The following is a 21,789-nucleotide window of genomic DNA, read 5'->3' as shown; positions in this document are numbered from 1 at the left end:
TCTGGTGAAAGGAATCCTGGCTTCAGCCCTTCAGCCATTTCCAGATTTTGCTGACAGCCATCACACCCGCCAACACCACCACCCCTGCCACGATCCCTGCCGCCGCATTGAGCAACGCTGGCACGATAAAACCGGCACCGCCCGCCCCCGCGCCGACCTCCTCGATCCAGTGATGCACCACCGGCACACCATGGGTCAGGATGCCGCCACCGACGAGAAACATCGCCGCCGTGCCGATCACCGACAGACTTTTCATCATGTACGGCGCCGCGCGCAGAATACCGCCACCGATGCGTCTGGCCATCTGCCCGGGCTTTTGCGTCAGCCACAGGCCCAGATCATCGAGCTTGACGATGCCCGCCACGAGCCCGTAGACGCCAATGGTCATGACGATGGCAATGCCCGAGAGCACGATCACTTGCTGGGTCAGCGGCGCACCGGCCACGGTGCCGAGGGTGATGGCAATGATTTCCGCCGACAGAATGAAGTCGGTACGAACGGCGCCCTTGATCTTGTCCTTTTCGAACGCCACCAGGTCGACCGCAGGGTCTGCCACCGCCTCAACCATTTCGGCGTGCTCGGCCTGGTCTTCAGACGTGCTGTGGAGGAACTTATGGGCGAGTTTCTCGAAACCTTCGAAACACAGGTAAGCACCGCCCACCATCAACAATGGCGTGACCAGCCAGGGAATGAACGCGCTGATGGCCAGCGCCGATGGCACCAGGATCAGCTTGTTGATGAACGAGCCCTTGGCAACCGCCCATACCACCGGAATTTCCCGCTCGGCACGCACACCGCTGACCTGCTGGGCATTGAGCGCCAGATCGTCCCCGAGCACGCCGGCGGTCTTCTTGGCGGCCATCTTGGTCATCAACGCCACGTCATCGAGTACGGCGGCGATGTCGTCGATCAGCACCAGCAAACTGCTTCCTGCCATGAATCGGGTTTCCTTCTTGAATGAATGGCGTGCAGCATAGCGCGGCCCAGTGCCACACGGCGCATTCTTGAGCGTCGCCAAAGGCCGGTGCTACCATGCGCAACCGCCAGAACAGGCAAGGAACCACCTGGTTTATGAGCACTATCCGCGAGCGCAACAAACAACTGATCCTGCGTGCCGCCAGTGAAGAGTTTGCCGACAAAGGCTTCGCTGCGACCAAAACCAGCGACATCGCAGCCAAGGCGGGATTGCCCAAGCCCAACGTCTACTACTATTTCAAATCCAAGGAAAACCTCTACCGCGAGGTGCTGGAAAGCATCATCGAGCCAATCCTGCAGGCTTCGACCCCCTTCAACCCCGAAGGCGTGCCCAGCGAAGTGCTGAGCAACTACATCCGCTCGAAAATCCGCATCTCCCGCGACCTGCCGTTTGCTTCCAAAGTGTTCGCCAGCGAAATCATGCACGGCGCCCCGCACCTGAGCGCTGATTTGGTCGAACAACTCAACAGCCAGGCCAAACACAACATCGACTGCATCCAGACCTGGATCGACCGCGGCCAGATCGCCCCGATCGACCCCAACCACCTGATGTTCAGCATCTGGGCCGCAACCCAGACCTACGCCGACTTCGACTGGCAAATCACCGCCATCACCGGCAAGGCCAAGCTGGATGAAGAAGATTATGAAGCGGCGGCGCAGACGATCATCCGCTTGGTGCTCAAAGGGTGTGAGCCGGACTAGACCGCAGTGCATTTATCGCTAGCAGGCTAGCTCCCATAGGGGATTTGTGAACGCCACAGAATCCGTGGGAGCTGGCTTGCCAGCGATGACTTTCGATCAAACGCTGAAGATCAAGCCACTACCCCCGCATCCGCCCTCAACCCCACCGCCTCAATCGCAGTGATCGCACACTGCTCATCGACATCCGACAGATCGCCGCTGATCCCTACCGCCCCCAGCACTTTCCCTTCCTGATCCCGAACCAGCACCCCCCCCGGTGCCGGCACGACGCTGCCTTGCCCCAGGCTGTTCAACGCAGCGATAAACGCCGGGCGTTGTTGCGCGTCCAGCGCCAGCAGGCGCGAGCCTTTGCCCAGCGCAATGGCGCCCCAGGCTTTGCCGATGGCAACGTGTGGGCGCAGCAGGCTGGCGCCGTCTTCGCGTTGCAGGGTGATCAGATGCCCACCGGCATCCAGTACCGCAATGGTCAACGGTGCCGCGCTGATTGCACGCCCCGCGGTGATGGCCTCGTTGACCAGGTTGACTGCGACTTTCAAGGTTAAAGCGCTCATGGTGCCGTCCTCATTTTGTTTTTCGGAAAGCCGTTGGACTGCTTCGATGTGCTGCAGCCCGATGCAACAAATAGAACACAATGAGTTATATTTTTGTATACAATAATTATCGAAAAGCGCGACATGCGACGAAAAGCCACACTGATTAGGGCTTCCGACGAATGAAACAACCGCTTGAGAAAATGGATTGACCTGCGCCGTCCGCCGTGAATACACTCTGCGCAAAGCCACTTGTATACAATTACAAAACGTAAAGAGGCACAAAACCATGAGCAAAATGAGAGCAATCGAAGCCGCCGTTCTGGTGATGCGCCGCGAAGGGGTTGATACCGCTTTTGGCATCCCCGGTGCCGCCATCAACCCGCTGTACTCCGCCCTGCAAAAGGTCGGCGGCATCGATCACGTCCTCGCCCGCCACGTTGAAGGCGCGTCGCACATGGCCGAGGGCTACACCCGCACCAAGGCCGGCAATATCGGCGTGTGCATCGGCACTTCCGGCCCTGCCGGCACCGACATGGTCACCGGGCTCTACAGCGCCTCGGCCGACTCGATTCCAATCCTGTGCATCACAGGGCAAGCACCCCGTGCCCGTATGCACAAGGAAGACTTCCAGGCTGTCGACATCACCAGCATCGTCAAGCCAGTCACCAAGTGGGCAACCACGGTCCTGGAGCCGGGCCAAGTGCCTTACGCGTTCCAGAAAGCGTTCTATGAAATGCGTTCCGGCCGTCCTGGCCCGGTGCTGATCGACCTGCCGTTCGACGTACAGATGGCCGAAATCGAATTCGATATCGACGCCTACCAGCCACTGCCGCTGGCCAAGCCGACGGCGACCCGTGTTCAGGTTGAGAAAGCGTTGGCCCTGCTCGATCAGGCCGAGCGTCCATTGCTGGTGGCCGGTGGCGGCATCATCAACGCCGATGCCAGCGATCTGTTGGTTGAGTTCGCTGAACTGACCGGCATCCCGGTCATCCCGACCCTGATGGGCTGGGGCACCATCCCGGACGATCACCCGCTGATGGTCGGCATGGTTGGCTTGCAGACTTCGCACCGCTACGGCAACGCCACGATGTTGAAATCCGACGTGGTGCTGGGTATCGGTAACCGCTGGGCCAACCGTCACACCGGTTCGGTGGATGTCTACACCGAAGGCCGCAAGTTCATTCACGTCGATATCGAAGGCACGCAGATCGGCCGCGTGTTCACCCCGGACCTGGGCATCGTTTCCGACGCCGCTGCCGCGCTGACCGTATTCATCGAAGTCGCTCGCGAATGGCAAGCCGCCGGCAAGCTGAAAAACCGCAGCGCCTGGTTGCAGGATTGCCAGCAGCGCAAGGCCAGCCTGCAGCGCAAGACTCACTTCGACAACGTGCCGGTCAAACCGCAGCGCGTGTATGAAGAGATGAACCAGGTGTTCGGCAAGGACACTTGCTACGTCAGCACCATCGGTCTGTCGCAGATTGCCGGCGCGCAGTTCCTGCACGTCTACAAGCCGCGTCACTGGATCAACTGCGGTCAGGCCGGCCCGTTGGGCTGGACCATTCCGGCGGCGCTGGGCGTGGTCAAGGCCGACCCGGACCGCAAGGTTGTCGCACTGTCGGGCGACTATGATTTCCAGTTCATGATCGAAGAACTGGCCGTGGGCGCGCAGTTCAAGCTGCCCTACATCCACGTCGTGGTGAACAACTCGTACCTGGGGCTGATCCGTCAGGCGCAGCGCGGCTTCGACATGGACTACTGCGTGCAGCTGTCCTTCGATAACCTGAACGCGCCGGAACTCAACGGCTACGGTGTCGATCACGTCGCGGTTGCCGAAGGCCTTGGCTGCAAGGCGCTGCGCGTATTCGAACCGGCTCAGATCCAGCCTGCCCTGCGCAAGGCCCAAGAGCTGATCGAAGAGTTCAAGGTGCCGGTTATCGTTGAGATTATCCTGGAGCGCGTGACCAACATTTCCATGGGTACAGAGATCAACGCCGTCAACGAATTCGAAGACCTGGCGCTGGTCGGCAACGACGCACCGACGGCGATTTCGTTGCTTGATTGACTATTGATCGTTCCATTGTAGGAGCCAGCAAGCCGGCTCCTACAGGGGGCACTCACAGATTTACGGAGACCACCATGCCGCGTTTCGCAGCCAACCTGTCCATGCTGTTCACTGAACAGGATTTCCTCGCCCGCTTCGAAGCCGCCGCCAAGGCCGGTTTCACTGGCGTGGAATACCTGTTTCCGTACGACTTCAGCTCCGCCGAAATCAAGGCCAAGCTCGACGCAAACGGGCTGACCCAAGTGCTGTTCAACCTGCCGGCCGGTGACTGGGCCAAGGGTGAACGCGGCATTGCCTGCCTGCCGGACCGGGTCGAAGAGTTCCGCGCCGGCGTCGACCTGGCGATCGCGTACGCACAAGTACTGGGCAACACCCAGGTCAACTGCCTGGCCGGGATTCGCCCACAAGGCATCGACGATGCCACCGTGGAAAAAACCTTCGTCGCCAACCTCAAGTACGCGGCCGACAAACTGCAGGCGGCGGGCATCAAACTGGTGATGGAAGCGATCAACACCCGCGACATCCCGGGCTTCTACCTGAACAACACGGCGCAAGCCCTGTCGATTCGCGAACAGGTCGGCAGCGCCAACCTGTTCCTGCAATACGACATCTATCACATGCAAATCATGGAAGGCGATCTGGCCCGCACCCTGCAATCGCACCTGGCCGAGATCAACCACGTGCAGCTCGCGGACAACCCGGGGCGCAACGAACCAGGCACCGGTGAAATCAACTACCGCTTCCTGTTCGAACACCTGGACCGTATCGGCTATCAGGGCTGGGTCGGCTGCGAATACAAACCGCTGACCACCACTGAAGCGGGCCTGGGCTGGTTGAAAACCCATAACGCAATTTGACCTATTACCTGTAGGAGCGAGCCTGCTCGCGAAGCGGCCGGCACATTCAACATCTATGTTGCCTGGCACACCGCTGTCGCGAGCAGGCTCACTCCCACAAAAAGCAGTTCCCTATTTGCTTGAGCAAGACAAAAACAAGAGGATTTTCTCATGGCTAAAATCGGATTTATCGGCACCGGCATCATGGGCCACCCAATGGCGGCGAACCTGCAGAAAGCCGGTCACAGCCTGTTCCTGTCGGCGCACCACGACGCCGCGCCTGCCGACCTGGTCGCCGCTGGCGCCGTTGCCCTGGCGAACCCGAAAGAAGTGGCCCAGGAAGCCGAATTCATCATCGTCATGGTGCCGGATACCCCACAGGTCGATGACGTGCTATTCCGCGCCGATGGCGTTGCCGCCGGCGTTGGCAAAGGCAAAATCGTGATCGACATGAGCTCGATCTCGCCGACCGCCACCAAGGCTTTCGCTGCCAAGGTCAACGAGAAAGGCGCCCAGTATCTCGACGCGCCGGTGTCCGGCGGTGAAGTCGGCGCCAAGGCGGCGACCCTGAGCATCATGGTCGGTGGCGACGCCGATGCCTTCGAACGCGCCTTGCCGCTGTTCCAGGCTATGGGCAAGAACATCACCCTGGTCGGTGGCAATGGCGACGGTCAAACCGCGAAAGTGGCCAACCAGATCATCGTGGCGCTGAACATCCAGGCCGTGGCCGAAGCCCTGCTGTTCGCTTCGAAAAACGGTGCCGATCCAGCCAAGGTGCGTGAAGCGCTGATGGGCGGTTTTGCCTCGTCGAAAATCCTCGAAGTGCACGGCGAGCGCATGATCAAGGGTACCTTCGATCCGGGCTTCCGCATCAGCCTGCACCAGAAGGACCTGAACCTGGCCCTGCAAGGCGCCAAGGAGCTGAACATCAACCTGCCGAACACCGCCAACACCCAGCAAGTGTTCAGCACCTGCGCAGCCATCGGTGGCAGCAACTGGGATCACTCGGCACTGATCAAAGGCCTGGAGCACATGGCGAACTTCTCGATTCGCGATAAGTAACATTCGCCGCAATACCTGTGGGAGCGGGCTCGCCCGCGGCGCCTGCATCGCTGGCAAGCCAGCTCCCACAGGGACCGAGTCGAAACACCTGCTTTCGCCCTACTCCAAAAACAAGAAAATCCGGGAGCCCGCCATGTCGGTCGATCCGCAACAATTCCTGCGCGAGCTGTTCGCCACAGCCATCGACGCCGCCCATCCGCAGCAAGTCCTCGAAGCCCATTTGCCCAAAGATCGCAGCGGTCGGGTGATCGTCATCGGCGCCGGCAAAGCCGCGGCTGCCATGGCCCAGGTGGTCGAACGCTGCTGGCAGGGTGAAGTGTCCGGCCTGGTCGTGACGCGTTACGGCCATGGCGCGCCCTGTGAAAAAATCGAAGTGGTCGAAGCCGCGCACCCGGTACCGGATGCAGCCGGTCAGGCCGTAGCCAAACGGGTATTCGAACTGGTCAGCAACCTGACCGAAGCCGACCGGGTGATTTTCCTGCTCTCGGGCGGGGGGTCGGCGTTGCTCGCGCTACCCGCCGCCGGCATCACCCTGGCCGACAAGCAGTCGATCAACAAAGCCCTGCTCAAATCCGGCGCGACCATCGGCGAAATGAACTGCGTGCGCAAGCACCTCTCGGCGATCAAGGGCGGTCGCCTGGGCAAGGCCTGCTGGCCCGCCACGGTCTATACCTACGCGATTTCCGATGTACCGGGCGACCTCGCCACGGTCATCGCTTCCGGCCCCACCGTGGCCGATCCGAGCACGTCGGCCGAGGCCCTGGCGATTCTCAAGCGCTACGCCATCGAAGTGCCGGCGTCCGTGCGCACCTGGCTGCAAAGCCCGGAATCGGAGACGGTCAAGCCCGGCGATCCCAGCCTGGCCCGCAGTCATTTCCAGTTGATCGCCCGCCCGCAACAATCGCTGGAGGCAGCGGCCGTGAAATGCCGTCAGGCCGGCTTCAGCCCGTTGATTCTGGGCGACCTGGAAGGCGAATCCCGCGAAGTGGCCAAAGTCCACGCCGGCATCGCCCGCCAAGTGGTCCTGCACGGCCAGCCATTGCCGGCGCCGTGCGTGATTCTCTCGGGTGGCGAAACCACCGTGACCGTGCGCGGCAATGGCCGGGGCGGACGCAACGCCGAATTCCTGCTCAGCCTGACCGACAGCCTCAAGGGCCTGCCCGGTGTCTACGCGCTGGCCGGTGACACCGACGGCATCGACGGTTCCGAAGACAACGCCGGCGCGATCATGACCCCGGACAGTTACGAGCGTGCCGCTGCCCTGGGCTTGAGCGCCAGCGACGAGTTGGACAACAACAATGGTTACGGCTACTTCGAGGCGCTGGATGCACTGATCGTCACCGAGCCGACCCGCACCAACGTCAACGACTTCCGCGCCATTCTGATTCTCGAGAGCCCAAAACCATGACGCCTGACAAAAAGGTCAAAATCCTCGCCACCCTCGGCCCTGCCACCGACGGAATCGACGACATCCGCGAGCTGGTGCAGGCCGGGGTCAATATCTTCCGCCTGAACTTCAGCCACGGCGATCACGCCGACCACGCCCAGCGCTATCAGTGGATCCGTGAAGTCGAGCGCCAGCTGAATTACCCGCTGGGCATCCTGATGGACCTGCAAGGCCCGAAACTGCGGGTCGGCAAGTTCGCCGAGGGCAAGGTGCAACTGGTACGCGGTCAGGCCCTGCGCCTGGACCTCGACACCACGCCGGGCGATGAGCGCCGGGTCAACCTGCCGCATCCGGAGATCATCGCCGCGCTGGAGCCGGGCATGGACCTGCTGCTGGACGACGGCAAGCTGCGCCTGCGCGTGGTCACCCAATACGCCGACGCCATCGACACCACCGTGCTCAATGGCGGCGAACTGTCGGATCGCAAAGGGGTGAACGTGCCGCAAGCGGTACTCGATCTCAGCCCGTTGACCGCCAAGGATCGCCGCGACTTGAGCTTCGGTCTCGAACTCGGTGTGGACTGGGTGGCACTGTCGTTCGTGCAACGGCCGGAAGACATCCGTGAAGCCCGCGCGCTGATCGGCGACAGAGCGTTCTTGATGGCCAAGATCGAGAAACCGTCGGCGGTCACCCAACTGCGGGAAATCGCCGAGTTAAGCGACGCGATCATGGTTGCCCGCGGCGACCTCGGCGTGGAGGTGCCGGCCGAAAGCGTGCCGCAGATCCAGAAAAACATCATCAGCACGTGTCGCCAGCTCGGTAAACCGGTGGTGGTAGCAACGCAGATGCTCGAGTCGATGCGTTTCTCGCCGGCCCCGACCCGCGCCGAAGTCACAGACGTGGCCAACGCCGTGGCCGAAGGTGCGGACGCGGTGATGCTGTCGGCGGAAACCGCCTCTGGCGAATACCCGCTGGAAGCCGTGCAGATGATGAGCAAGATCATCCGCCAGGTGGAAAACGGGCCGGACTACCAAACCCAGCTGGACGTCAGCCGACCGAAAGCCGAAGCGACCGTTTCCGATGCGATCAGCTGCGCGATCCGTCGCATCAGCAATGTGCTGCCGGTGGCGGTGCTGGTCAATTACAGCGAGTCCGGCGCGTCGACCCTGCGAGCGGCACGGGAGCGGCCGACGGTGCCGATCCTCAACCTGACGCCGAACCTGCAAACCGCCCGTCGCCTGAGCGTGGCATGGGGCGTGCACTCGGTGGTCAACGATCGGCTGCGCCAGGTCGATGAAGTCTGCTCGACGGCGCTGGAGATCGCCCAGGCCCAGGGCATGGCCCAGCGTGGCGACACGTTGTTGATCACGGCGGGTGTGCCGTTTGGGCAGCCGGGATCGACTAACTCTTTGCGCATCGAGACGTTGATCTAGAGCGCCCATACCGGCCTCATCGCCAGCAGGCTGGCTCACACATGGGTTTTGTGTCGATCACGAAATCAATACTGAACAGAGATTCAGTGTGGGAGCCAGCCTGCTGGCGATCGGCCGGGGTCGCGCTCGACCGACTCGCTCCCTTTGACTTTCAGAACTGCCATGCCTGCCAACCACTTCAACACCCATTGCCCCGATTGGGCGACAGCCTTGCTCAACGGCTTCAGTCAGATATTCCTTCAGCGTCATCCGCTGTTCGGTCTGCTGTGCCTGCTCGCCATTCTGTTTACCGCACCCGCCCTGCTCGGCGGCGCGCTGCTCGGCGGCGTCGCCGGGTTACTCACCGCGCAACGTCGTGGCTACGCCAAGGCCGATCGCCAGGCCGGGCTGTTCAGTTACAACGGCGTTTTGCTCGGGTTGATGCTGAGCCTCTATTTCCCCTGGTCGGCCATGCTGCCGCTGGTGATCATCGCCTGCGGCGGGCTGAGCGCGATGCTCACTCAACAGTGGCTCAAGCGTGCCCGGTTCAGCCAATGCCTGCCCGCCTACACCGCACCCTTCGTGGTCTTGAGCTGGGTGTTGCTGTGCTTTGCTACGCCCTCGACCCAGGCGCATTTGATCGAAATCAACACGCTGAACATGCTCGCTGCACCACTCAAAGGCTTCGGTCAGGTGATGTTCCTCGGTCAGCCGCTGGCCGGTGCGATCATCGCCGCCGGCTTGCTGATGGCTGACCGTCGTGCATTCTGCTGGGCGTTGTTGGCATCTGTCGCGGGCATGGGCTGGAGCCTGCTGCACCATGACTTCTATACCGCACTGCTCGGCCTCGGTGGCTATAACGCCGTGCTCGTCGCCCTCGCCTTCAGTGCCCAGCGCCAGCAGCCGTGGCTGCCACTGGCCGGCATTGCATTGGCGCTGCTGCTGACGCCGGTGTTCGCCGCGATCGGTCTACCCACGCTGACCGCGCCGTTCATCCTCGCCGGCTGGCTGGTCCGTTCGGTGGCTCAAGTGTTCGGCAACACCATGGATGCCTCGGTGCCTTGCGTTCCCGGGGAGAATCGACCTAGGCTGCGCTGATTCTCGAGTCAGGCGTTATCCATGGACAGCAGCACTAAAAATTGGCGTGAACAACTCTACGTCATGGTTTTCCAGACCGACACCAAGGCCGGTCGGCGTTTCGACGGCATTTTGCTGTTGATCATCCTCGCCAGCCTGGTGGTCGTGATGCTCGACAGCATCGATGCGGTGCACCAGAACTACGCCGATCTACTGGCGTATATCGAATGGGGTTTCACGGTCATCTTCGCCATCGAATATGGCCTGCGCCTGTACTGTTCGCCCAAGCCGCTGCGCTACGCCTTCAGCTTTTATGGCCTGGTGGATTTGCTGGCCATCGTACCCGGCATCCTCGCGCTGTATTACAGCGATGCGCAGTACCTGCTGATTATCCGGATCATCCGGATGCTGCGGATTTTCCGCGTACTCAAGCTCAGCCCTTACCTGAAACAAGCCAACTACCTGATGTCCGCCCTGCGCGGCAGCAAGCAGAAAATCGTGGTGTTCCTGGTCAGCGTCTGCACGCTGGTGACGGTCTTCGGCACCTTGATGTACGTGATCGAAGGCCCGGAACATGGCTTCACCAGCATTCCCAAAGGCATCTATTGGGCTATCGTGACCCTGACCACCGTTGGCTTCGGCGATATCGTGCCGAAGACGCCGCTGGGACAGGTGGTTTCCTCGCTGGTGATGATCACCGGTTACTCGATCATCGCCGTGCCGACCGGTATTTTTACTGCCGAACTGGCCAATGCCATGCGTGGCGACACCCTGCAGCACCCTTGCCCGGTGTGTCGGAAAAACAGCCACGAACCCGACGCCGCGTTCTGCTCTCGTTGCGGCAATGCATTGTTCAAAAAACTGGAATAAGCAAAGCACTTTTTAATCTTTAAAGGTCTATGCGCGCCCGGCTATAGTCGCTGGCAAATGGCCTCACTTTTTAAAAACAAACTTTCAGAACAAGGATTGCGCAGTGAAAAAACTCTTTGGCGCCTCACTTCTGGCCGCTGGCCTGGCACTGACCAGTGTGGCTCAGGCCGCACCGACCCTGCTCAACGTTTCCTACGACGTGATGCGCGATTTCTACAAGGACTACAACACTGCGTTCCAGAAACACTGGCAAGCCGATCACAACGAAAACATCACCCTGCAGATGTCCTTCGGCGGCTCCAGCAAGCAGGCGCGCTCGGTCATCGACGGCCTGCCGGCTGACGTCATCACCATGAACATGGCCACCGACATCAACGCCCTGGCGGACAACGGCAAACTGGTCCCGGACAACTGGGTGACGCGCCTGCCGAATAACAGCGCGCCGTTTACCTCGGCCACCGTGTTCATCGTCCGCAAGGGCAACCCGAAAGCCCTCAAGGATTGGCCGGACCTGCTCAAGGATGGCGTGCAAGTCATCGTCCCTAACCCGAAAACCTCGGGTAACGGTCGCTACACCTACCTGTCGGCGTGGGGCTACGTGCTGAAGAACGGCGGCGACGAGAACAAGGCCAAAGCCTTCGTCGGCAAACTGTTCAAACAGGCACCCGTGCTCGATACCGGTGGTCGTGCCGCGACCACCACCTTCATGACCAACCAGATCGGCGATGTGCTGGTGACCTTCGAAAACGAAGCGGAAATGATCGCCCGCGAGTTCGGCCGCGACCAGTTTGAAGTCATCTACCCGAGCGTCTCCGCCGAAGCCGAGCCGCCGGTGTCGGTGGTCGACAAAACCGTCGACAAGAAAGGCACCCGCGCCGCCGCCGAGGAGTACCTGAAGTACCTGTGGTCGCCGGAAGGACAGGAAATCGCCGCCGCCAACTACCTGCGCCCGCGTGACCCGGCCGTGCTGGCCAAGTACACCGACCGCTTCCCGAAAGTCGACTTCCTGTCGGTGGAGAAGACCTTCGGCGACTGGCGCACCGTGCAGAAAACCCACTTCAATGATGGCGGGGTCTTCGATCAGATTTACGCGCAGTAAACCCTGGCGGTAATGAAAAAGGCGACCTGAAGCGGTCGCCTTTTTCGTCTGTACAACATTAAACCTCTGTAGGAGCGAGCTTGCTCGCGAAGGTCGTTAATGAACGACGTGTAAAGCCATATGCCTGGCGGCGTACCTGGTTTTGTCGCGAGTGGGCTCGCTCCTGCAGGGTGTCGACCGTTCAGCTCAGATTGCCGCAGAAAATTGCCTGATGACCATCGGCCGGACTTTCCCGCACCACCAATGCATAACCGCCCGCTCGAAGCGTCTCGACGGCTACCGGTGCGCTTTTCCAGAAATACTGGTGCGATGCCTGGGAATAGAACCGAGCGTTCGGGCCGTCGTTCATGTCATACGCCGGTTTCGAACCCAGGGTCGCACAGCTTCCCGGATAGATGTAGGCCATCAAACGGCCTGGTAAAGCGCTGCCCATGCTCTCGCCACTGACGGCAAACCAGAACACGGTTTCGTGACCACTGGACATCATGATGGGCCGGGCGATATGCCCGGCGTTGATGGAAGTAGCGTTGAGGGGAACATTGGTGACCTGACGGTCAGGCACTGTTGAGCATCCGCAGATGCACCCGACCGCTACCACCAACGCCAGCGAAGATACGATTTTCATCGTGATGCTCCCGCTTGGTAAGGACGCGTTGAAGTAATCCCCCCGGTAAAGTCTAGCCGTCAGTGAAAAGCAGGTTTTTCTTCGGATGGCCGGCAGGTCTTACATCGGCGGCGTCACCCCGTCCTTGCCGGCCGAAATCGACTGCGCCGTCAGCGTGCCGTCGGTGCTTTGGGTGACGAAGGTGACGATTTTCGTCCCCACCTTGAGCAGGCTGCGATCCCCCGGCAGCACGTTGACGATGGGCACGTCTTCCGGCACCAGAATCTTCTGCTGACCGCCCTTGTAGTTCACGGTCAGGATCCGGCCATTGCTGACCACCAGATCGCCGACGCTGCCATTGGTCATGCTGCTGCCCTTGGCCAGATCAAAGGGGCGATGCCCGTCGCCACTGCCCGCCAGTTCCGGCGGAAAGACGTGGACTTCCAGCGCCTTCAGGCTGCCATCCTCTTGAGGAATGGCTGCCGAACCGATGTAACTGCCGGGTTTGATGTCTTCGATATTGGCCAGGGTGACGGCGCGAATCTTGGTGTCTTTGGTCAGGTTGACGGTCAGGTTTTCGCCACTGTTGGCGTGCACTTTCACCCGCTCGGCGCCGACCTCGGTGATCTCGCCGCGCACGCCGATGCGCATGCCCGGCGCTTCTTCTGCCTGAGCCCAACTGATCGAGAACAAACCAACCAACGTAACCAGAGAAGCGCCGCGAATCAGGTAACGCAACATCGTATTCATGGACGTGACTTCCGCAATGATCGTTAAGGAGGTGGAGTGGCGAACATAAGCATGCTATCGAACAGGATGTAAGTGAATGTATCATCAGCCCTCAAGATTTCGACGCAGGGTTCACGGGCCGACGGCACAGGATCCCGTCACTCATTCCGCAACGGTATGAGTGCTATCACTCCAATCACTCTTCCGCCGTACCGGTCAGGCCATTAGCCTGCGCGCATCCCCTTTTGTTCAGCGAGACACGTTATGAACCAGGCAATTCAAGTGCCCCACGGCACCGCGACAATGACCCGAGGCATGGTGCTGCTGTTCGCTTTCTGTTGTGGCGCCATCGTGGCCAACATTTACTACGCGCAACCCATCATCGGCCTGATCGCCCCGGACATCGGCCTGACCAACACCATGGCCAGCCTGATCGTTTCGTTGACCCAGATCGGTTATGCGCTGGGCCTGTTCTTTTTGGTACCACTGGGTGATTTGCTGGAGAACCGTCGGCTGATGATCATCACTACGGTGGTGGCGATTGCCAGCCTGCTGAGCGCGGCGTTCACCGATCAGCCGAACGTGTTTTTGCTGATTTCGCTGCTGGTGGGCTTCAGTTCGGTGTCGGTGCAGATCCTGATTCCACTGGCCGCGCATTTGGCGCCGGAAGAGTCTCGCGGTCGTGTGGTCGGCGGGATCATGGGCGGTTTGCTGCTGGGGATTCTGCTGGCGCGGCCGGTGTCCAGCGTGGTGGCGGACCATTTCGGCTGGCGGGCGATGTTTGTCATCGCGGCGCTGTTGATGGTCGCCATCAGCGTTGTGCTCGCATTGACCATCCCCAAGCGTCAGCCTGACCACAGTGCTTCTTACGGTCAGTTGCTGGGCTCGCTGTGGACGCTGTTACGTAAACAACCGGTGTTGCGTCAGCGCGCGTTTTACCAGGGATGCATGTTCGCCACGTTCAGCCTGTTCTGGACCGCGGTGCCACTGGAGCTGGCGCGTAACCATGGCCTGTCGCAAAGCCAGATTGCGATCTTTGCGCTGGTCGGTGCCATCGGCGCCATCGCCGCGCCCATCGCCGGTCGCCTGGCCGATGCCGGCCACACCCGCGTCGCGTCCTTGCTGGCCCTGTTGTTTGCCAGCCTGAGCTTCCTGCCGGCCTTCATCCATCCGGCCTACAGCGTGATCGGTCTGGCGGTGACCGGTGTAGTACTCGATTTTTGCGTGCAGATGAACATGGTCCTCGGCCAACGCGCGGTCTACGCTCTCGACGCCAAAAGCCGCAGCCGACTCAATGCGCTGTACATGACCAGCATCTTCATCGGCGGTGCGTTCGGTTCGTCGGTGGCGAGCCTGGTGTACGAACAAGGTGGCTGGTTGTGGATCGTGGTGGTGGGCAGTGCGTTTCCGCTGCTGGCGTTGCTGCGGTTTTTGACGGTGCCAAATCAACCCTCCCTGGCCATGGCCTGAATGGCCACGGAGTTGGCCAATGGCACCGTCAGGGCTTGCTGACAAAGGCGCTCTGAATTGACCCGACCTGCGCCAAGGTCAACGGGCTCACGCGCCTGATTTGTCGATGCAGACCAGCAGGCGTTCAACCGTGGAATCCAGCGGGCCGGAGTTGTCGAGCAGATGCACGGCGGGCTCGCTATCGGCCAGCAAGCGCTCATTGAAACGGGCATTGCGGGCCAGTCGGCGATCGATCTCGACCACCGATTCACGCCCGCGCGCCAGCAGGCGCTGGCGCAACACGGCCAGATCCACGGTCAGCAAGAGCACGATCAGGTCGGGGTAACGCTCGCGAGTGTTCTGCAGGTGCCCGCGAGAGCCATTGACCAGCACGTCCTCCCCTGCCGCCAGCCAGTCGTCGATGTCGCGCGCAATGCCATAGGCCAGGCCGTTAGCGCGCCAGCTAAGGGCAAAGGCGCCCTTGGCCTCCATTTCGGCGAACTGTTGCATGCTGACACCCAGCGCCGATTCCCCCACCGATTCCGCCGAGCGAGTGATGACCCGCTGCACGATTCGGCAGCCACGTTCGGCAAGCCGTTCTCGTGCGGCCTCCAGCAGGCTGTCCTTGCCTGAGCCGGAAGGTCCGATGAGATAGATCAACCTGCCCGCCATCAAAATACCTTCTTGCATGTCGCCTGATTCGTTGTACCCACGGCAGCCCGTCCGGACAAAGGGCTGCACGCGAAACCCGTGCATGCTCGCCACGGCGGTTCAACCCCGGCCGCCACGTCGAAGGCCGCCACATTACTCCAGTGCAATCCGCCGCGCACGGGGTTCGGGGCTCCGTCCATCCGGCGTTGAAGTCGTCTGACGCTCTGTCGTCGCCAGCAGGGCGCACAAAAAAGGCGACCCCTGAGGTCGCCTTTGCGTCACTGTCCGAATTGCCGCCCCAAACCGCCCGGCACACCGTGGATATCCGTCTCTTCCCACGGCCCTTTCGGGCTGATCGAGCGGCTCCAGCCGTTATCCCAGCGGTAGTAGGTGCGCTGGCGATAGAACGTGTTCGGTTGATCATCGAGCACATAGACACCCAGTTTCGGGTCCCAATGACTGTTGCCACCCGGCGGTGGCGCGAAGCTGGCCGAGGTACGTGGCAGCGGTTTCGCGGGTTTGGCCGGGGTGGTCGATTTACCCGGCGCGGTCGAAGGCGCCGGCTTGGTGCCCGGCTGCGACGACGGGATCGGTGGCGGGGCCTGATGTTCGGGTGGCCGTTGGACCGCACAAGCGCTCAGCCCCAAAATAACGCTGAGCAAGGTGATACGAGCGGTGACGGTCATGGTGGCGTTTCCTGTTATTTGTCCGGGCTGTCGATGGTCAGTGTCTGCGGCGCGGTGGTGCTGCTGGCCAAAGGCTGGCTGCGACCGACCCACTCACCTGCCGTCGGTTGACCGGCACGGGAGATGCGCGCAACCAGTTGGACTTCAGGGAAGTTCGACAGTTTCAACTGCGGCATCATTGCATCGGCATCGCCGAGTTCGACGGTTACCGGCAAGTCGGCCACGGTCAGGCGCTTGGCCGCCAACGGCGCGGGTGGGCCTGAAGTGGCGCGAGCAAAGATGAAGACGCTGTCGCCCGGCTGGACCTTGCCCTTCAGCTCGGCCGCCAGGTCCACATGAACCTTGAGCCGCGCAGCCGGTTTGGCTGCGGGCGCCTCGGCCACCTTGCCGCCGCTGGCCACCAGTTTCTCGGTGGCGCGGGTAATGCCGCCCTGCAGCGCCACGCGGGATTGGTCGTCCGGCGGCAATTGCTCCAACAGGCGATTCCAGTAATCGATGGCTTGCTGATAACGCTGACCTTCGAAAGCCGCGATGCCCAGCAGCCCGAGGCTGGTGACTTCTTTCGGATCAGCCTTTAGCGCTTCGTCAGTCAGTGCCTGAATTTTCTCCGACCACTGCTTGCCATCGGCGAAATACTGGGCCTGAGCCCATTGCCCGAGCAGTTCCGGCTGACGACCGGCCAGGTTCACCGTGCGCTCGAAAATCTTCGCGGCATCGGCTGGACGATCCTGGGTCATGTAAGTACGACCGAGGAAATACAAGGCTTCAGCGGAATCGGGCTGCGCCGCGACCGCACGCTCCAGACGCCGGGTCATCTCTTCCATCGACTGCGGTGGCTGGGAGAATTCCCGGGTCAGCTCGACCTTGTCGCTGGCACCGAAATGCAGGTACAAACCCAGACCCAGCACCGGCACCAGCACGGCTGCCAGCAACGGTGCCGGCTTGCCCAGGCGCGACACCCGTGGCGCGGCGACGCCTTCGGTGTCGGCGAGCAATTCACGGGCCGCTTCGGCGCGACCGGCGTCCATTTGCGCCGCATCGAGCACGCCCTCTTCCTGCTGAGTCTGCAACTCAGCCACGCGCTCTTGATACAGCGCCACGTTCAGGGCGGTACGATCCTCTTCGAGCTGGGCGCGACGACTGCGCAGAACGGGGATCAGCAGAAAACTCAGGGCCACCAGAAGCAGCAGACCTGCAGCGAGCCAGAAATCAATCATTCTTGGTTTTTATCCAACAGGTGGTCGAGGCGCTCGCGCTCCTCGGCAGAAAGCGAGCCCGGGGTGGCGGCGCGTTGCACGCGACGACGGCGGACGATCACCGCGATGATCACAAAACCGCCCAGCAGCAGACCGGCCGGGCCGAACCAGAGCAGTGCAGTCTTGGCGTTGAGAGCGGGTTTGTAGCGGACGAAGTCACCGTAGCGATCAACCATGAAATCGATGATCTGCTGGTTGTCCTTGCCCTCGCCGAGCATGCGGAAAATCTCTTTGCGCAGGTCGGCGGCGATGGGGGCGTTAGAGTCGGCGATGTCCTGATTCTGACATTTGGGGCAACGCAACTCCTTGGTCAGCTCGCGAAAACGCTCGCGATCGCCTTCCTTGGCGAACTCATAGGTGTCGATGGCCGCCTGCGCCACACCGACCAGGCTCAAACCCAAAATGACGGCAGCGATCCAGCGCTTCATGGCTTGGCCTCGTCGACCAGCGCCTGATATTTGGCCGCCAGTTTTTCGCGCCAGACCTGCTCGTCGATCACGCCGACGAACTTGTCACGGATGATGCCCTTGGCGTCGATGAAGAAGGTTTCCGGCGCGCCGTAGACGCCGAGGTTCAAGCCCAGGGTGCCTTCGTCATCGCGGATGTCGAGCTGGTAAGGGTTGTGGTACTCGCTCAGCCACTTCAGGGCATCGGCATTGACGTCCTTGTAGTTGATGCCGTAGATCACCACGCCCTTCTCGGCGAGTTTGTTAAGCACCGGGTGCTCGACCCGGCAGGAAATGCACCAGGTGCCCCACACATTGACCAGCGCCGGTTTACCCAGAATGTCGGCGCGGGTCAGGGTCTTGTCGCCCTGCACCGCGGGCAGGGAAAACTCCGGGAATGGCTTGTCGATCATGGCCGAGGGCAACTCGGCCGGGTCCAGGTACAGACCGCGATACAGGAAAACAGCGACCACCAGAAAAATCACCAGTGGCAACAGCATCAACCAGCGTCTCATGCAGTGGCTCCCGACAGGCCCAGTGCTTCACGCACTCGGCTTTTCACCTTGACCCGATACCGTCGATCCAGCGCCGCCAGCACACCGCCCAGGCCGGTGAGCAAGCCGCCGAACCAGATCCAGCGCACGAACGGTTTGACGTGCACGCGCACGGCCCAGGCGCCATCGCCCAGCGGCTCACCCAGTGCGACATAGAGGTCGCGGGTGAAGCCGGCGTCGATCCCGGCTTCGGTCATGACCGAGTTCTGCACGGTGTAAAGGCGTTTTTCCGGGTGCAGCACGCTGACTTCGCGACCGTCGCGGATGACCCGGATGGTGCCCTTGTCAGACGTGAAGTTCGGGCCTTCGAAGTGCTTGGCGCCTTCGAAGATGAAGTGATAACCGGCCAGGTCCATCGACTCGCCGGGCGCCAGGCGCAGGTCGCGCTCGGCACTGTTCTGACTCGACAGCACCACGCCGAGGGCGCAGACCGCGATGCCCAGGTGCGCCACCTGCATGCCCCAGTAACTGCGGGTCAGGGTCGGCAGGCCTTTGATCAGGCCTTTGTGGCGAGTCTTGTCGAAGATGTCACGCACACCGGCCAGCAATACCCAGGCGGCGAGCAGGAAGGTCGCCAGCACCGCCCAGTTGAAATCGCCATACGCGACACCGGCCACCACAGCCAGCGCGGTGCTGCCGAGCAACACCGGGGTCAGCATGCCTACCAGCCATTTCACCGGGGTGTCTTTCCAGCGCACGATCACGCCGACCGCCATCACCAGCATCAGCAACGCCATCAACGGAATGAACAGTGCGTTGAAATACGGTGGGCCGACCGACAGCTTGGCGCCGGTCATCGCATCCAGAACCAAGGGATACAAGGTGCCCAACAGGATCATCGAAGCCGCGACCACCAGCACCAGGTTGTTGCCCAGCAGCAGGGTTTCCCGCGACCAGAGGTTGAAGCCAACCTGGCTCTTGACCACCGGTGCGCGCAGGGCGAACAGCGTCAGCGAACCACCGACCACAAACAACAGGAAAATCAGGATGAACACGCCGCGCTCGGGATCGGACGCAAAGGCGTGCACCGAGGTCAGCACCCCGGAACGCACCAGGAAGGTCCCCAGCAGGCTCAGCGAGAAAGCGGCGATGGCCAGCAACACGGTCCAGCTCTTGAACACGCCACGCTTTTCCGTGACCGCCAAGGAGTGAATCAGCGCAGTGCCCACCAGCCACGGCATGAAGGAAGCGTTTTCCACCGGGTCCCAGAACCACCAGCCGCCCCAACCCAGTTCGTAGTAGGCCCACCACGAGCCCAGGGTGATGCCGATACCCAGGAACGCCCAGGCCACGATGGTCCAGGGGCGCGACCAACGAGCCCACGCAGCATCGAGACGACCGCCGAGCAATGCGGCAATGGCGAAGGCGAAGGCCACGGAAAAGCCGACATAGCCCATGTACAGCATCGGCGGGTGCACGATCAGGCCGATGTCTTGCAACAATGGATTGAGGTCACGACCGTCCGCCGGAATCTGCGGCAGGATCCGCGAGAACGGGTTGGACGTGAGGATCAGGAACAGCAGGAAACCGGTGCTGATCATGCCCATGACCGCCAGCACCCGCGCCAGCATCACTTGCGGCAACTGCCGGGAGAACACCGACACCGCGAAGGTCCAGCCGCCGAGGATCAGCGCCCAGAGCAGCAACGAACCTTCGTGCGCGCCCCACACGGCGCTGAATTTGTAGTACCAGGGCAACGCGCTGTTGGAGTTGCTGGCCACGTAGGCGACGGAGAAGTCGTCCGTCATGAAGGCGTAGGTCAGGCAACCGAAGGCAAATACCAGAAAGGCGAACTGCCCCCAGGCGGCAGGCTGGGCCAGGCTCATCCACAAGCGGTCGCCGCGCCAGGCGCCGAGCAGCGGCACCACGGCCTGAACCAGCGCCAGGCACAGTGCCAGGATCATGGCCAGGTGGCCCAGTTCCGGGATGAAGATTGCGGACGTCATGGGTCAACCCTCCTTCGCAGGTGTTGGAGCGGTTTGACCACTGTCCTTGAGGGCCTTGGTCACTTCCGGTGGCATGTATTTCTCATCGTGCTTGGCCAGCACTTCATCGGCCACCACCACGCCGTCGGCGTTGAGTTTGCCCAGGGCGACGATGCCCTGCCCTTCGCGGAACAGGTCCGGGAGGATGCCGCGATAGGTGATGGTGACGGACTTGTTGAAATCGGTGACGATGAACTTCACGTCCAGGGAGTCGCTGGAACGTTGCAGCGACCCCTTCTCGACCATGCCGCCGGCGCGGATGCGCGTGTCATGGGGGGCTTCGCCGTTGGCGATCTGGGTCGGGGTGTAAAACAGATTGATGTTCTGCTGCAGGGCGCTCAGGGCCAGGCCGACGGCAGCGCCGACACCGACCAGGATCCCGAGAATGATGATGAGACGCTTTTTACGCAGGGGATTCACTTGCCGTTCTCCCGGCGCAGACGACGCGCCTCTTGTTGCAGATAGCGCTTGCGGGCCAGGATCGGCGCCGCCACGTTGAGGGCCAGAACCGCCAGGCAGATGCCATAGGCTGACCAGACATACAGGCCATGATGGCCCATGGCGATGAAGTCGCCGAATGAAGCAAAACTCATCGAACGACCTCCAGGCTGTTTTCCACTTCGGCCTTCACCCAAGTGGCCCGCGCCTCGCGCTTGAGCACTTCGAGGCGCATGCGCAACAGCAACACCGCACCGAAGAAACAATAGAAACCCAGCGCCGTCAGCAACAATGGCAGCCACATTTCGGCGGGCATGGCCGGTTTTTCGGTGAGGGTGAAGGTCGCGCCCTGGTGCAGGGTGTTCCACCACTCCACCGAGTACTTGATGATCGGGATGTTGATCACGCCGACAATGGCCAGCACCGCGCACGCCTTGGCCGCGCTGTCACGATTGCTGATGGCGTTGCCCAGCGCAATGAGACCGAAGTACAGGAAAAGCAGAATCAGCATGGACGTTAGTCGGGCATCCCAGACCCACCACGAGCCCCAGGTCGGTTTGCCCCAGATCGCGCCGGTGACCAGTGCCACGGCGGTCATCCAGGCGCCGACGGGCGCCGCGCATTGCAGGGCGACGTCGGCCAGTTTCATCTTCCAGACCAGCCCGACGATGCCGCACACGGCCAGCATCACATAGATGGACTGCGCCAGCATGGCGGCTGGAACGTGGATATAGATGATGCGAAAACTGTTGCCCTGCTGGTAGTCGGGCGGTGCGAAGGCCAGGCCCCAGACCACGCCAACACCGATCAGCAGCAACGCCGCGACACTCAGCCATGGCAGCATTTTGCCGCTGATGCCGTAGAACCACTTGGGCGAGCCGAGCTTGTGAAACCACGTCCAGTTCATACTGTTTCCATCACGGTTGCCGCTCGTTATCACGAGTCAGCCAAAGGGTCTTTACTGGTTATTTTTTAA

General features: G+C 61.5%; 23 protein-coding genes. 10 read left to right on the top strand and 13 right to left on the bottom strand.

What is annotated here, in order from left to right; genetic code table 11:
* Positions 1 to 22: 22 nt before the first annotated feature.
* The gene (locus AC1Q6D_RS17200; RefSeq protein ID WP_103402517.1) at positions 23 to 937 is read right to left on the bottom strand and encodes a DUF808 domain-containing protein; all 915 of its coding nucleotides are present in this window, start codon (positions 935 to 937) and stop codon (positions 23 to 25) included.
* 134 nt (positions 938 to 1,071) lie between these two features.
* On the opposite strand from AC1Q6D_RS17200, the gene AC1Q6D_RS17195 reads away from it, so the two are divergent.
* Positions 1,072 to 1,677, top strand: a complete 606-nt coding sequence (locus tag AC1Q6D_RS17195; RefSeq protein ID WP_090464078.1) for a TetR/AcrR family transcriptional regulator — start codon at positions 1,072 to 1,074, stop codon at positions 1,675 to 1,677.
* 110 nt (positions 1,678 to 1,787) lie between these two features.
* Here AC1Q6D_RS17195 and AC1Q6D_RS17190 read toward each other — a convergent pair whose 3' ends face one another.
* The gene (locus tag AC1Q6D_RS17190) at positions 1,788 to 2,228 is read right to left on the bottom strand and encodes a GlcG/HbpS family heme-binding protein (RefSeq protein WP_103402516.1); all 441 of its coding nucleotides are present in this window, start codon (positions 2,226 to 2,228) and stop codon (positions 1,788 to 1,790) included.
* A 268-nt stretch (positions 2,229 to 2,496) separates the two neighbouring features.
* On the opposite strand from AC1Q6D_RS17190, the gene gcl reads away from it, so the two are divergent.
* The 8 genes from gcl to AC1Q6D_RS17150 all read left to right on the top strand — a co-directional run bounded on the left by gcl (position 2,497) and on the right by AC1Q6D_RS17150 (position 12,015).
* Positions 2,497 to 4,272 (top strand): glyoxylate carboligase, encoded by a 1,776-nt coding sequence (gcl, locus tag AC1Q6D_RS17185; protein ID WP_047531913.1) that lies wholly within the window; start codon positions 2,497 to 2,499, stop codon positions 4,270 to 4,272.
* A 74-nt stretch (positions 4,273 to 4,346) separates the two neighbouring features.
* Entirely contained in the window at positions 4,347 to 5,129 is a 783-nt protein-coding gene (hyi, locus tag AC1Q6D_RS17180) for a hydroxypyruvate isomerase (protein ID WP_103402515.1), read from the top strand.
* 150 nt (positions 5,130 to 5,279) lie between these two features.
* Positions 5,280 to 6,170, top strand: coding sequence for a 2-hydroxy-3-oxopropionate reductase (locus AC1Q6D_RS17175; protein WP_103402514.1), 891 nt, complete (start codon positions 5,280 to 5,282; stop codon positions 6,168 to 6,170).
* 133 nt (positions 6,171 to 6,303) lie between these two features.
* Complete coding sequence (locus tag AC1Q6D_RS17170; RefSeq protein ID WP_103402513.1) at positions 6,304 to 7,578, top strand: glycerate kinase type-2 family protein; 1,275 nt, start codon at positions 6,304 to 6,306, stop codon at positions 7,576 to 7,578.
* Positions 7,575 to 8,990 carry a pyruvate kinase gene (pyk, locus tag AC1Q6D_RS17165; RefSeq protein ID WP_103402512.1) on the top strand — a complete coding sequence of 472 codons (1,416 nt, stop codon included), beginning with the start codon at positions 7,575 to 7,577 and terminating at the stop codon, positions 8,988 to 8,990. Before AC1Q6D_RS17170 ends, pyk begins: the two co-directional genes overlap by 4 nt.
* Before the next feature lie 162 nt (positions 8,991 to 9,152).
* Positions 9,153 to 10,067, top strand: coding sequence for an urea transporter (locus AC1Q6D_RS17160; RefSeq protein WP_103402511.1), 915 nt, complete (start codon positions 9,153 to 9,155; stop codon positions 10,065 to 10,067).
* 21 nt (positions 10,068 to 10,088) lie between these two features.
* The gene (locus AC1Q6D_RS17155) at positions 10,089 to 10,916 is read left to right on the top strand and encodes an ion transporter (protein WP_103402510.1); all 828 of its coding nucleotides are present in this window, start codon (positions 10,089 to 10,091) and stop codon (positions 10,914 to 10,916) included.
* 103 nt (positions 10,917 to 11,019) lie between these two features.
* A complete protein-coding gene (locus AC1Q6D_RS17150; RefSeq protein WP_103402509.1) occupies positions 11,020 to 12,015 on the top strand; it encodes a sulfate ABC transporter substrate-binding protein in 996 nt (331 codons plus the stop codon).
* Between the two features lie 181 nt (positions 12,016 to 12,196).
* Here AC1Q6D_RS17150 and AC1Q6D_RS17145 read toward each other — a convergent pair whose 3' ends face one another.
* Both AC1Q6D_RS17145 and AC1Q6D_RS17140 read right to left on the bottom strand, forming a co-directional pair.
* Complete coding sequence (locus AC1Q6D_RS17145; protein WP_103402508.1) at positions 12,197 to 12,640, bottom strand: hypothetical protein; 444 nt, start codon at positions 12,638 to 12,640, stop codon at positions 12,197 to 12,199.
* 99 nt (positions 12,641 to 12,739) lie between these two features.
* Positions 12,740 to 13,369, bottom strand: a complete 630-nt coding sequence (locus AC1Q6D_RS17140; protein ID WP_178083083.1) for a DUF5666 domain-containing protein — start codon at positions 13,367 to 13,369, stop codon at positions 12,740 to 12,742.
* 243 nt (positions 13,370 to 13,612) lie between these two features.
* Between AC1Q6D_RS17140 and AC1Q6D_RS17135 the strand changes: the two genes are divergently transcribed.
* Complete coding sequence (locus tag AC1Q6D_RS17135) at positions 13,613 to 14,818, top strand: MFS transporter (RefSeq protein WP_103402506.1); 1,206 nt, start codon at positions 13,613 to 13,615, stop codon at positions 14,816 to 14,818.
* A gap of 87 nt (positions 14,819 to 14,905) precedes the next feature.
* Here AC1Q6D_RS17135 and phnN read toward each other — a convergent pair whose 3' ends face one another.
* From phnN to AC1Q6D_RS17090, 9 genes are all read right to left on the bottom strand, one after another.
* Positions 14,906 to 15,469, bottom strand: coding sequence for a phosphonate metabolism protein/1,5-bisphosphokinase (PRPP-forming) PhnN (gene phnN / locus AC1Q6D_RS17130; protein ID WP_103402733.1), 564 nt, complete (start codon positions 15,467 to 15,469; stop codon positions 14,906 to 14,908).
* Between the two features lie 257 nt (positions 15,470 to 15,726).
* Positions 15,727 to 16,134 carry a hypothetical protein gene (locus AC1Q6D_RS17125; RefSeq protein WP_103402505.1) on the bottom strand — a complete coding sequence of 136 codons (408 nt, stop codon included), beginning with the start codon at positions 16,132 to 16,134 and terminating at the stop codon, positions 15,727 to 15,729.
* Between the two features lie 14 nt (positions 16,135 to 16,148).
* Complete coding sequence (gene ccmI, locus AC1Q6D_RS17120; protein ID WP_103402504.1) at positions 16,149 to 17,351, bottom strand: c-type cytochrome biogenesis protein CcmI; 1,203 nt, start codon at positions 17,349 to 17,351, stop codon at positions 16,149 to 16,151.
* The gene (locus AC1Q6D_RS17115; protein ID WP_047531936.1) at positions 17,348 to 17,818 is read right to left on the bottom strand and encodes a cytochrome c-type biogenesis protein; all 471 of its coding nucleotides are present in this window, start codon (positions 17,816 to 17,818) and stop codon (positions 17,348 to 17,350) included. The genes ccmI and AC1Q6D_RS17115 overlap by 4 nt, the downstream gene beginning before the upstream one ends.
* A complete protein-coding gene (locus AC1Q6D_RS17110) occupies positions 17,815 to 18,351 on the bottom strand; it encodes a DsbE family thiol:disulfide interchange protein (RefSeq protein ID WP_047531938.1) in 537 nt (178 codons plus the stop codon). The genes AC1Q6D_RS17115 and AC1Q6D_RS17110 overlap by 4 nt, the downstream gene beginning before the upstream one ends.
* A complete protein-coding gene (locus AC1Q6D_RS17105) occupies positions 18,348 to 20,336 on the bottom strand; it encodes a heme lyase CcmF/NrfE family subunit (RefSeq protein ID WP_103402503.1) in 1,989 nt (662 codons plus the stop codon). Before AC1Q6D_RS17105 ends, AC1Q6D_RS17110 begins: the two co-directional genes overlap by 4 nt.
* 3 nt (positions 20,337 to 20,339) lie before the next feature.
* Positions 20,340 to 20,795, bottom strand: coding sequence for a cytochrome c maturation protein CcmE (ccmE, locus tag AC1Q6D_RS17100; RefSeq protein WP_047531942.1), 456 nt, complete (start codon positions 20,793 to 20,795; stop codon positions 20,340 to 20,342).
* Entirely contained in the window at positions 20,792 to 20,968 is a 177-nt protein-coding gene (gene ccmD, locus AC1Q6D_RS17095; protein WP_007980758.1) for a heme exporter protein CcmD, read from the bottom strand. Before ccmD ends, ccmE begins: the two co-directional genes overlap by 4 nt.
* The gene (locus AC1Q6D_RS17090; RefSeq protein WP_103402502.1) at positions 20,965 to 21,720 is read right to left on the bottom strand and encodes a heme ABC transporter permease; all 756 of its coding nucleotides are present in this window, start codon (positions 21,718 to 21,720) and stop codon (positions 20,965 to 20,967) included. Before AC1Q6D_RS17090 ends, ccmD begins: the two co-directional genes overlap by 4 nt.
* Between the last annotated feature and the right edge of the window lie 69 nt (positions 21,721 to 21,789).

Source organism: Pseudomonas sp. MT92 (assembly GCF_058792515.1).
The sequence above is the reverse complement of the archived record's forward strand: the minus strand, read 5'-3'. Positions and strand labels throughout refer to the sequence as shown.